Below are 11,882 nucleotides of genomic sequence, written 5' to 3' on the forward strand. Positions count from 1 at the left end.
CCTGGTCACCGGGGGGCCGGCACCATCGGATCCACCCTCGTGGACCAGCTCCTGGCCGCGGGCGTCGACCACGTCGACGTGCTGGACAACTTCGTCCGGGGTCGGCGGGGCAACCTGGAGGCGGCCCTGGCCAGTGGCCGCGTGGGGCTCGTGGAGGGTGACATCCGGGACCGGGACCTGGTCCACGACGTGACCCGGGGCCAGGACCTGGTCTTCCACCAGGCCGCCATCCGGATCACCCAGTGCGCCGAGGAGCCGCGGCTGGCCCTGGAGGTGATGGTCGACGGCACGTTCAACGTGGTCGAGGCCGCGGTGGCAGCCGGGGTGGACAAGCTCGTCGCGGCCTCGTCCGCCTCCGTCTACGGCATGGCCGAGGAGTTCCCCACCACCGAGCGGCACCACCACCACAACAACGACACCTTCTACGGCGCCGCGAAGTCCTTCAACGAAGGGATGATCCGCAGCTTCCGGGCCATGCACGGCCTGGACTACGTGCTGCTGCGCTACTTCAACGTCTACGGACCGCGGATGGACGTGCACGGCCTCTACACCGAGGTGCTGGTGCGGTGGATGGAGCGGATCGCCGACGGCCAGCCCCCGCTGATCTTCGGTGACGGGCGCCAGACGATGGACTTCGCCTACACCGTCGACATCGCCCGGGCCAACGTGCTGGCAGCTGCCAGCGACGTGCGCGAAGGGGTCTACAACATCGCCTCGGGGACCGAGACGAGCCTGCTGGAGCTGGCAGAGGCGCTGCTGCGGGTGATGGGCTCGGACCTCGCGGTGGCGCACGGTCCCGAGCGGGCCGTCAACGGCGTGGTGCGCCGCCTCGCGGACGTCTCCGCAGCCCGGACCGACCTCGGGTTCCTCGCCTCCACCGGCATCGAGCAGGGCCTGGCCGAGCTGGTCCGGTGGTGGCGGCCGCTGCGCGCGGAGATCGCCGCGGGTCGCACGGTGGTGTCCTCATGAGCCGGATCAACGTGATGCAACCCTGGCTGGGGCAGGACGAGGCCGAGGCGCTGGCCGCCGTCATCGCCTCCGGCTGGGTGGCCCAGGGGCCCCGCGTCGCGGAGTTCGAGACCGCGTTCGCCGAGCAGCAGCAGGCCGTGCACGCGGTGGCGGTCTCCAGCTGCACCACCGGGCTCCACCTCGCCCTCGTGGTCTGCGGGGTCCGGGCGGGCGACGACGTGGTGGTGCCGTCCTTCTCCTTCATCGCCACCGCGAACGCCGCCACCTACCTCGGGGCGCGGCCGGTCTTCTGCGACGTGGACCCGGAGACCGGCAACGTCACGGCCGAGACCGTCGCCGCGGCCCTGACCCCGGCCACCACCGCCGTGGTCGTGGTGGACCAGGGCGGGGTGCCGGTGGACCTGGCGCCGATCCGGGCGCTGTGCGACCCGCTGGGCGTCGTGGTCGTCGAGGACGCCGCCTGCGGCGCCGGGTCGACGTACGCCGGTGCGCCGGTCGGCGCCGGGGCCGAGATCGCGGCCTGGTCCTTCCACCCGCGCAAGCTGCTGACCACCGGCGAGGGCGGCATGGTCACCACGTCGCGGGCTGACTGGGCAGAGCGCGCCCGCCGGCTGCGCGAGCACGCGATGAGCGTCTCGGCCGCGGACCGGCACGCCAGCGTGCTGGCCCCGCAGGAGGAGTACGCCGAGGTTGGCTTCAACTACCGGATGACGGACCTGCAGGCGGCGGTCGGGCTGGTGCAGCTGGGCAAGCTGGACGCGATGGTGTCGCGGCGCCGTGAGCTCGCGGCGGGCTACGCCAAGGCGATCACCGAGATCGAAGGGCTGCGGCTGGTCGCCGACCCGCCTGGCGGCACCACGAACTTCCAGTCCTGCTGGCTCGAGGTGTCCGGGGAGTTCCCGCTGAGCCGGGAGGAGCTGATGGCGCACCTCGCCGAGGCCGACATCTCGGCCCGGCGCGGCATCATGGCCGCGCACCGGCAGCCGGCGTACGCCGGACGCGACACCGGGGACGTGCCGCTGCCGGCGACCGAGCGGCTCACCGACAACACCCTCATCCTGCCGCTCCACCACCACCTGTCGGAGTCCGAGCACTCCCGGGTCGTGGAGGCCCTGAGCGCGGCGGGACGACGCCGATGACCGGCCTGCTCGTGGTCGCCGCCAGCGGGCTCGCCCGCGAGGTGCTCGCGGTGGAGCGCCAGCTGCGGCGCTACCCACGGATCGCGGTCCTGGACGACGACCCCGCGCTGTGGGGCACGAAGCTGGGCGGCCACCCGGTGGTGGGCGGTCTCGACCTGGTCGCCGAGTACGCCGACCACGACGTGCTGGTCTGTGCCGGCCGGGGCCAGGTGCGGCACGCGCTGGTGGAGCGCCTCGCCGAGCACGGGGTGGGCCAGGAGCGCTACGCGACCTGCATCCATCCCCAGGTCCTGGTGCCCGAGGGCTGCCAGGTCGGCGCCGGCAGCGTGGTGCTGGGCGGCGTGGTGATGACCGCCGACGTCCGGCTGGGCGCCCACGTGGTGGTGATGCCGCACGTGACGCTGACCCACGACGACGTCGTGGCCGAGTTCGCCACCCTGTGTGCCGGGGTGCGGCTGGGGGGTGGGGTGCTCGTCGGACCGATGGCGTACCTCGGCATGTCCTCCAGCGTTCGGGAGGGCCTGAGCGTGGGCCCGGGAGCAGTGCTCGGCATGGGAGCGGCGCTGATCCGCCACCTCCCGGCAGGAGAGACCTGGGTGGGTATCCCCGCCCGGCGCAGCAGCACAGCCGTGGAGGTGGAGAGATGAGTGTTCCGTTCGTGGACCTGGGGTCCCAGCACGCGGAGATCGCCGACGAGGTGCGCGCGGGTGTGGAGGACCTCTTCGCCCGCACCGGCTTCGTGGGCGGCCCGGAGGTCTCGCGCTTCGAGGAGGAGTACGCCGCCTTCCTGGGCGCCGGGCACTGCGTCGGGGTGGCCAACGGCACCGACGCCCTCGAGCTCGCCCTGCGCGGGGCGGGGGTGCGCGCCGGGGGAGAGGTGATCCTGCCGGCCAACACGTTCATCGCCACCGCCGAGGCGGTCTCGCGGATCGGTGCGGTGCCGGTGCTGGTCGACGTCGACGAGGAGCACCTGCTCATCGATCCGGACCGGGTGGCGGAGCGGCTCGGTCCCCGCACCCAGGCGGTGGTGCCGGTGCACCTGTTCGGCCAGGCCGCCCCCGTCGAGCTGGTCCAAGCGCGCTGCGCCGACGCCGGCATCCCGGTGGTCGAGGACGCCGCCCAGGCCCAGGGTGCCCGCCGCCACGGCAGGGCCGCCGGCACGCTGGGGCAGGCTGCCGGCACCAGCTTCTATCCCGGCAAGAACCTCGGGGCGGCCGGCGACGCAGGGGCGGTGACCACCGACGACGAGGCGCTGGCGACCCGGGTCCGGGTGCTGGCTGCCCACGGGTCCCCGACCAAGTACGTGCACGACGTGATCGGCATGAACTCCCGGCTGGACACCATCCAGGCGGTCTACCTGCGGGCCAAGCTGGCCCGCCTGGACAAGTGGAACCAGCTGCGCCGCGACGCCGCCGACCGGTACGCCGCGCTGCTCGCCGGCCTCGAGCCCGCCGGGCTCCGCCTCCCGGGGGTGGCTCCGGGCAACGAGCACGTGTGGCACCTGTACGTCGTCCGGGTGGCCGACCGCGACCGGGTCCTGGCGGGGCTGACCGAGCGCGGCATCGGCGCGGGCATCCACTACCCCACGCCGGTCCACCTGACCCGGGCCTACGCGGGCCTGGGACTGGGGCCGGGCACCTTCCCGGTCGCCGAGCGGGCCGCCGCCCGGATGCTGTCCCTGCCGATGCACCCCCATCTCACGCTCACCCAGCAGGAGACGGTGGCCCAGGCCCTGTCCGAGCTGCTGGGCCGTGACGGCGCCGGGGAAGGGAGGCGGTGATGGGCCGCCTCGCGGACCTGCGCGCCAGGTTCGCGGCCCGACGCAGCGCCCGCGCGGCTACGCGCGGGTCAGGCCCGCACGTGCTGATCATCGTGCAGAACCTGCCGGTGCCCCTGGACCGCCGCGTCTGGATGGAGTGCCAGGCGCTGGAGCCCCGCGGCTACGAGGTCAGCGTGATCTGCCCCAAGGGTCCGGGAGACCGCGCACGCGAGGTCATCGACGGTGTGCACCTGTACAAGTACCGTCCGCCACCCGAGGCCGACGGGCTCACGGGCTACGCGTGGGAGTTCGCCTACTGCTGGCTGCGCACCGCGTGGCTCTCGCGCAAGGTGTGGCGCGACCACCCGTTCGACGTCATGCAGGCCTGCAACCCCCCGGACACCTACTGGCTGCTGGCGCGCTGGTGGAAGCGCCGGGGGGTGCGCTTCCTGTTCGACCACCACGACCTCAACCCCGAGCTCTTCCTGTCCCGCTTCGGGGAGCCGACCGGGCTCGTCGAGCGGGCCGAGCTGGGGGCCCTGCGCTGGCTGGAGCGCCGTACCTTCGCGACCGCGGACAAGGTCACCTCCACCAACGAGTCCTACCGGCGGGTGGCCCTGGAGCGTGGCGGGATGGACCCCTGCGACGTGACGGTGGTGCGCAGCGGCCCGGACACCCGGCGGATGCGCCCCATCGTGCCGACGCCCACCCTGCCCGAGGGCAAGGAGACGTTCACCCTGGCCTACGTGGGGATCATGGGTCCCCAGGACGGGGTGGACACGGTGCTGCACGTGATGGAGGAGCTGGTGCACCGGCGCGGACGCCAGGACGTGCGTGCGGTGCTGATGGGCTTCGGCGACTGCCTGGCCCACCTGCAGCGGGAGAGCGTCGCGCGGGGACTGGACCACGTCGTGGAGTTCACCGGCAGGGTGGACCGCGATGCGATGGCCGCGCACCTGAGCAACGCCGACCTGGGCCTGTGCCCCGACCTCAGGTCGCCGCTCAACGACCTCTCCACGATGAACAAGACCATGGAGTACATGGCCTACTGCCTGCCCTCGGTCTCCTTCGACCTGGTGGAGACCCGGATCAGCGGAGCCGACGCGGTGCTCTACGTCCCCAGCGGCGACGTCGGCGCCTTCGCCGACGCGGTCGAGCGGCTGCTGGACGACGACGACCTGCGCGTCGAGATGGGGCTGCGAGCTCGGCGCCGGGTCGCGGAGGTGCTGGACTGGCGCGCCCAGGCGGCGGCGTACGTCTCGGTGCTGGACTCGCTCACCGGCCGCTTCACCATCGTCCCGCCCGCGCCCACCACGTGGCGCTCCCACGACGAGCTGGGCCGGCCCTACATCGACCTCCACGACCCGGTCGCCCTGGCCGACTTCGTGCGCTACCGGGCGCGGACCCGGCGTCCGGGCCGCGTCCCGGGGGTCCGTCCCACGCTGGTCCGGCCGCGGGACCCCCACGACCCGCGCCGCGACGCCAGGGCGAGCGGCCCCTTCGGGCCGGTGCCGTCGGTGGCGGGCCCCGAGGTGGAGCTGTGAGCCTGGGTCCCGTGGGCTCGGTGCTCTTCTCGGCCCAGGACTACTGGTACCACAACCGCGCGCACTCCGACGTCCAGCTGGCACGGGCGCTCTCGGCGGACCGACCGGTGCTGCTGGTCAACAGCCTCGGCATGCGGATGCCGCGGCGTGGCTCGACCACCCAGCCGCTGCGCCGGGTGGCCCGCAAGCTGGGCAGCACCCTGCGGGCGCTGCGTCGTCCGGAGCCCGGGCACCCGCGGCTCTACGTGATGACCCCGATCAGCGTGCCGGTCTTCGCCAGCCCTCGGCTGAGCCGGCTCAACGCGTGGTCCGTGCGGCTCCAGGTGCGGCTGGCCGCCCGCCTGGTCGGCATCCGTGTGCCGGACGTCCTGGTGACGCTGCCGACGGCGTGGGAGGTGGCGCGCCGGCTGCGCTCGCGCAGCGTGGTGGTCAACCGCTCCGACCGCTACTCCAGCCTGCCCGAGGCCGACGCCGAGCTGATCGGCGGGCTCGAGCGGTCGATGCTGCGCGCCTGCGACGCGGCCGTCTACGTCAGCGCCGAGCTGATGGCCGAGGAGCAGCCCCTGGTGCGGGCCGGGTCCGGGCAGGCGGTGCTGCTGGGACACGGAGTGGACCTGGCGCACTTCGACCCGGCGGCGCCGGGCGCCGAGCCGGCGGACCTCGCGGCGGTGCCGCACCCCCGCGTCGGGTTCTTCGGCGGGATCGACGACTACGTCGTGGACCTGCCCCTGGTACGCCGGCTGGCCCAGGCCCTGCCCGAGGCGTCGGTGGTCCTCGTCGGCGCCGCGACGTGTCCGCTGGACGAGCTGCTCGCGCTGCCCAACGTGCACTGGCTGGGCATGAAGCCCTACGAGGAGATCCCGCGCTACGGCGCCGGGTTCGACGTGGCCATCATGCCCTGGCTGCAGAACGACTGGATCCGGTTCTGCAACCCGATCAAGACCAAGGAGTACCTCGCGCTGGGCCTGCCGGTGGTGACCACGCCCTATCCGGAGGCCAGCGCGCACTCCGACGTGCTGGCCATCGCGCAGGGACCGGAGGACTTCATCGCCAAGGTCGCGCAGGCGTTGGCCGGTGAGCCGGTCGGCACCCCGGAGCGCCGGCGGGCCTCGGTCCTGGCCGACTCCTGGTCCTCGCGGGCCGACGTGCTGCGCACGCTCTTCGAGGGCCGGGGGGACTGAGCCGTGTGTGGGGTGGCGGGGATCAGGCGGTTCGACGGGCAGCCGGTCGACGAGCGGGACCTGCGGGCCATGATGCGGGCGCTGGCCCACCGCGGACCGGACGGCCAGGGGCTGGTGGTGCGCGGGCCGGTGGGCTTCGCCCACACCCGGCTCTCGATCATCGACCTGGCCGGCTCCCCGCAGCCGATGGGCACGCCCGGCGGTCGCCACCTGCTCACCTTCAACGGCGAGATCTTCAACTACCGCGAGCTGCGGCGCCGCAGCGACCACGACTTCCGCACCGACGGGGACACCGAGGTGGTGCTGGCCACCGTGGCCAGGCACGGGCCGCGCGGCGCGGGAGAGTTCGTGGGGCAGTTCGCCTTCGCGCACCACGACTTCGCCGCGGACCGCACCTGGCTGGTGCGCGACCGGGTCGGCGTGCTCCCGCTGTACTACTACGTGGACGGCGAGCAGCTGGTCTTCGCCTCCGAGATCAAGGCGCTGCTGGAGGTGCTCGGGGACAGGGTGCGACTGGACCGGGACCAGGTGCGCGGCTACCTCCGATCCCGGGCCGTGCACGCCCCGGCGACGCTGTTCGCCGGCATCGCGAAGGTGCCGCCGGGCCACGTCGTGGAGGTCTCGGGCCGAGGTGAGGTCGTGGTGACGCCGTACTGGCGGCTGCCGTCGCCCGAGGACGTGCTGGACTGCTCACCCGCCGAGGCCGTGGACCTGGTCGAGGAGACCCTGCGCTCCGCGGTGGACGCCTCCCTGGTGGCCGACGTGCCCGTGGGCGCGTACCTGTCCGGCGGAGTGGACAGCAGCCTGATCGTGGCGCTGGCCGACGCGGCCCGGCAGCGGGCCGGCAGTGCCGAGCCGATCTCCACCTTCAGCGCCGAGTTCGGCGACCCGCGCTTCGACGAGACCGAGTACTCCACCCTGGTCAGCGAGGTGCTGGGCACCGACCACCATCGCGTGCTGATCCGGCCCGAGGACTTCCGAGGCAGCTGGGAGCACCTCACGTGGCACCGGGACGCCCCGGTCAGCGAGCCGGCAGACATCGCCGTGGCCCAGCTGGCCACCGCCGCGCGCCAGCACGTGAAGGTGGTGCTCTCGGGCGAGGGGAGCGACGAGCTGTTCGCCGGCTACCCCAAGTACCGGTACGCCGGAGCGACCGCGCTGGCGAACCGGCTGCCGGCACGGGCCCGGAGCACCGGTGCGCGGGTGCTGGAGCGTGCCCTGCCGGCGAACCGGGCCAAGCTGCGGATCGCGGTCCGGGCACTGGCCGCGGAGCGAGGGACCAGGATGGAGGACTGGTTCGCCCCGTTCACCGACTACGAGATCGACGCGCTGCTCGGCACCTCGCACCCCCGGACCGCGCGCGCCCTGGCACACCGTGACCCCATCGACCTGATGGGACGCCTGGACTTCGACACCTGGCTTCCGGACAACCTCCTGGAGCGGGGGGACCGGATGTCGATGGCGTCGTCGCTGGAGCTGCGGCCCCCGTTCCTGGACCACCGTCTGGTGGAGCTGGCCTACCGGCTGCCCAGCTCGGTGAAGGTGCGTGAGGGCCAGACGAAGTGGGTGCTCAAGCAGGTGGCGCGCCGCCACCTGCCGGGGCGGATCGTGGACCGGCCGAAGGTGGGCTTCCGGGTGCCCCTGGACACCTGGTTCCGAGGTGAGCTGCAAGAGCTCGCCCGGGACCTGCTCAGGGGACCCGGCTCGTTCGTGGAGTCGCTGATGGATCCCGCCGTGGTGGCCGCCATCCTGGAGGACCACGCCCGCGGGCGGCGCGACGAGGAGATCCGGATCTGGACGCTGCTCTCCCTGGAGATGTGGGGCCGGCGGTTCTTCGTCGGCTCTCCCGCAACGGTGGGTTGAGAGCCGGCCGTCGTCCTTACGGCGGGGGCGGAGCCCGCCGGGTGACTAGGAACGCCGCGCGAAGGTACTACCGCATTTGAGGCACGCTAAATGAGGGGTTTTGGGCGACCTGGCCCACATTGGGGATGCGCCATCACAACGGATGTGATGGCGCACCTGGGTTCTCGGCCTGGGTTCTCGCCGATGAATCGAGCACCCCCATGCCCTTCGCGCCCGCCAACGCCCCGTCCCGCTCCGGGGCACGAACACCAGGTCACCGCGCGCCGGCCGCCCTGTCGCCGGCCCGGGCACCCGTCCTGGCGCTCGCCCTGGCGCTGGCGCTCGCGATGGCCGCCGTGGCGACCGTCCCGCTGCTGTCCGGCGCCTCGGCCGCGCGGGGCGCCGTCGCTCGGGTGGGCGCGCCCGCCCGGGTCACGGCCCCGGCCCCGGGGCCGGCCAACGGACTCTTCGCCGAGTCCCCGGTGCCCCAGGCCCGGGTCGACTCCGACGCAGCAGGGGTCGAGCTCGGCATGCGGTTCTCCACCAGCGTCGCCGGGAGGGCCACCGGTGCCCAGATCTACAAGCTGGCCGGCCAGGCGCAGACGCCCACCTCGGCCACGCTGTGGAACGCCCGCGGCAAGGCCCTGGCGAAGGTCGTCATCCCCAGGACCAGCAGGACCGGCTGGATCCAGGTGAGCTTCGCCGCGCCGGTGGCTCTGGAGCCCGGCAAGACCTACACCATCTCCTACTACGCACCGCGTGGTCGCTACGCCGCCACGTCCCAGGGATTCGCGGCGTCGCTGTCGCAGAACGGCCTGACCGCACCGGTCAGCGCCGGGGTGTACAAGTACGCCGGGCGTACGGCGTACCCGACGAGCAGCTTCAGTGCGAGCAACTACTGGGTGGACGTCGTGTTCAACCCGGCCAACATGCTCCAGGCGACGCCCACGCCCACGCCCACGCCGACCCTCACCCCGACCCCCGCGGGCAAGCCCACGCCGACCCCCACCCCGACCCCCGCGGGCAAGCCCACGCCGACGGCTCCGGTGGTGCCCATTCCCACCCTGACGCCGACGCCGACGCCGACGCCGACGCCGACGCCGACGCCGACCCCGACGCCGACCCCGAGCAGGGGTTTCCCGGGCGCGGGGAACACCGGGGTTCCCGACGGGGTGACGTTGACGCCGTACGCGGGTCCGATGACGGTGACCGCCGCCGGGACGGTGATCGATGCCAAGCAGATCACCGGACGGCTGGTGATCAAGGCGCCCAACGTGGTGGTGACCCGCAGCAAGGTCAACGGCACCGTCTACATCGAGCGCTCCGGGTCGCTGACCATGTCGGACTCCACCGTGGACGGCGGCACCTCGCAGGACTCCGCGATCAGCCAGTCGAACTTCACGCTGCGCCGGGTGGAGATCGTCGGCGCTCGGGCCTCGGTGGGCTGTGACGGCAGCTGCGACGTCCAGGACTCCTGGCTGCACGGGCAGTACATGAAGCCCGGCAGCGACTGGCACGGTGACGGGTTCCTGTCCAACGGCGGCAGCAACATGACGTTGCGGCACAACACGTTGGCCTGCGACTCCAAGCCGACCGGCAACGGTGGCGCGTGCTCGGCGGCCCTCGCGGTGTACGGCGACTTCGCCCCGATCACGAACCTCACGGTGGAGGGTAACCTGTTCGTGTCCAGTCCCGCGGGCTACTGCCTGTACGGCGGCTACGACCCGTCGAAGCCCTACGGTCGGCAGGCGTCGAACATCCGGGTGACCGGCAACGTGTTCGCCCGCGGGTCCAGCGGCAAGTGCGCGGTCTACGGGGCCGCTGCGGCGGTGGCCAGTGGTGGCTCCAACGTGTTCAGTGGCAACACCTGGGACGACGGCAAGGCCGTCACCGGCTGAGCCTGGCCGTGACGGTAGGCGCGTTCGACTTACCCCAGGTGGGGGACGGATCGGTTCAGTGCGTACCAAAAGCGGCGTACGTTCCCGAGATCCCCGGCCCCCTAGGCAAGGTCTCTCTTCGCCATGACTCACCTCCCTGCCCCCACCAAGCGCGTACCCGTGCTGGTCCTGTTCCTGGTGCTGACCGCCGGCATGCTGACCGGCACGCCCGCGGTGAGCGCCGCGCCCGCCGGCGCGACGTCCGCCGGAGCCGACGCGCAAGCGAGCGCGGTCTTCCTCGCCACCTTCGAGTCCGGGCGCAGGGGCTGGACCACTGGTGCCCGGACCAGGCTCAGGACGGTGACGAAGGGGCACCGGTCGGCTCGGGCAGCCCGGCTCGCGGCTCGCGTCGGTGCCCGAGCCGCGGGGCGGGCCGGGTCCTTGGCCGCTCGCACCCGCGTCTCGGCCGTGGGGGCGCGAGGCTCCACGCACGTGGTGACCGCCTGGGTACGGGCGCCCCGTCGCGCCGTCCGCACCTCGGTGGTGGTCCGGGAGGTCGAGCCCGCGACCGGCGAGGTCATCCAGCCGGCCCGGCGCGACCGGGTGCGGGCGCGCGGGGCGTGGCGCCGGGCCAAGGTGACCGTGGTCCGCTCGAGCGACACGTCGGTCTTCACCGTGGCGGTGCGCACGGCTTCGAGGGCGCACCACGTCCTGCTGGACGACGTACGCGTCGGGCCGACCACGGCGCCCGCTCCGACGCCGACCCCGACGCCGACCCCGAGTGGTGGTTTCCCGGGTGCGGGGAACACCGGGGTTCCCGAGGGGGTGGCGTTGGCGCCGTACGCGGGTCCGATGACGGTGACGGCGGCGGGGACGGTGATCGATGCCAGGCAGATCACCGGTCGGCTGGTGGTCAGGGCGCCGAACGTGGTGGTGACCCGGAGCCAGGTCAACGGCACCGTGTACATCGAGCGGTCGGGTTCGTTGACGATGTCGGACTCCACGGTGGACGGCGGGACGTCGCAGGACTCGGCGGTGAGCCAGTCGAACTTCACGTTGCGTCGGGTGGAGATCGTGGGTGCTCGGGCCTCTGTGGGCTGTGACGGCAGCTGCGACGTCCAGGACTCCTGGCTGCACGGGCAGTACATGCCGGCGGGCAGCGACTGGCACGGTGACGGGTTCCTGTCCAACGGCGGCAGCAACATGGTGTTGCGGCACAACACGTTGGCGTGCGACTCCAAGCCGACCGGCAACGGTGGTGCGTGTTCGGCGGCGGTGGCGCTGTACGGCGACTTCGCGCCGATCAGGGACGTCACGGTGGAGGGCAACCTGTTCGTGTCCAGTCCCGCGGGCTACTGCCTGTACGGCGGCTACGACCCGGCGAAGCCGTTCGGTGGGCAGGCCTCGAACGTCCGGGTGACGGGCAACGTGTTCGCGCGGGGCTCCAGCGGCAAGTGCGCGGTCTACGGCGCCGCCGCGGCGGTGGCCGGCGGGGGGAGCAACGTGTTCACCGGCAACACCTGGGACGACGGCAAGCCGGTGCGGGCTTCCTAGAGTCTGAGATCGACGCT

9 protein-coding genes are annotated in these 11,882 nt (G+C 73.0%); all 9 read left to right on the forward strand.

All coding sequences use genetic code 11. From position 1 onward, the window contains the following. The first annotated feature begins 39 nt into the window (after positions 1–39). The 9 genes from C0R66_RS04240 to C0R66_RS04280 all read left to right on the forward strand — a co-directional run bounded on the left by C0R66_RS04240 (position 40) and on the right by C0R66_RS04280 (position 11,865). Entirely contained in the window at positions 40–969 is a 930-nt protein-coding gene (locus tag C0R66_RS04240; RefSeq protein WP_199286814.1) for an NAD-dependent epimerase/dehydratase family protein, read from the forward strand. Beyond that, positions 966–2,108: a DegT/DnrJ/EryC1/StrS family aminotransferase gene (locus tag C0R66_RS04245; RefSeq protein WP_101523655.1), complete on the forward strand. Its 1,143-nt coding sequence runs from the start codon at positions 966–968 to the stop codon at positions 2,106–2,108. Before C0R66_RS04240 ends, C0R66_RS04245 begins: the two co-directional genes overlap by 4 nt. Beyond that, positions 2,105–2,755: a PglD-related sugar-binding protein gene (locus tag C0R66_RS04250; protein ID WP_101523656.1), complete on the forward strand. Its 651-nt coding sequence runs from the start codon at positions 2,105–2,107 to the stop codon at positions 2,753–2,755. Before C0R66_RS04245 ends, C0R66_RS04250 begins: the two co-directional genes overlap by 4 nt. After that, positions 2,752–3,888 (forward strand): DegT/DnrJ/EryC1/StrS family aminotransferase, encoded by a 1,137-nt coding sequence (locus C0R66_RS04255; protein ID WP_101523657.1) that lies wholly within the window; start codon positions 2,752–2,754, stop codon positions 3,886–3,888. Before C0R66_RS04250 ends, C0R66_RS04255 begins: the two co-directional genes overlap by 4 nt. Further along, entirely contained in the window at positions 3,888–5,411 is a 1,524-nt protein-coding gene (locus tag C0R66_RS04260; RefSeq protein WP_101523658.1) for a glycosyltransferase family 4 protein, read from the forward strand. Before C0R66_RS04255 ends, C0R66_RS04260 begins: the two co-directional genes overlap by 1 nt. Then, positions 5,408–6,592: a glycosyltransferase gene (locus C0R66_RS04265; RefSeq protein WP_101523659.1), complete on the forward strand. Its 1,185-nt coding sequence runs from the start codon at positions 5,408–5,410 to the stop codon at positions 6,590–6,592. The genes C0R66_RS04260 and C0R66_RS04265 overlap by 4 nt, the downstream gene beginning before the upstream one ends. A gap of 12 nt (positions 6,593–6,604) precedes the next feature. Then, a complete protein-coding gene (gene asnB, locus C0R66_RS04270) occupies positions 6,605–8,455 on the forward strand; it encodes an asparagine synthase (glutamine-hydrolyzing) (protein WP_199286815.1) in 1,851 nt (616 codons plus the stop codon). A gap of 200 nt (positions 8,456–8,655) precedes the next feature. Beyond that, positions 8,656–10,332 (forward strand): DUF4082 domain-containing protein, encoded by a 1,677-nt coding sequence (locus C0R66_RS04275; protein WP_158647889.1) that lies wholly within the window; start codon positions 8,656–8,658, stop codon positions 10,330–10,332. Between the two features lie 123 nt (positions 10,333–10,455). Next, on the forward strand, positions 10,456–11,865 hold the full coding sequence (locus tag C0R66_RS04280) for a right-handed parallel beta-helix repeat-containing protein (protein WP_158647890.1): 1,410 nt from the start codon (positions 10,456–10,458) through the stop codon (positions 11,863–11,865). The last annotated feature ends 17 nt before the right edge of the window (positions 11,866–11,882 follow it).

Origin of the sequence: Nocardioides houyundeii (assembly GCF_002865585.1) — a bacterium.
In the GTDB taxonomy this organism is placed as follows: Bacteria; Actinomycetota; Actinomycetes; order Propionibacteriales; family Nocardioidaceae; genus Nocardioides; species Nocardioides houyundeii.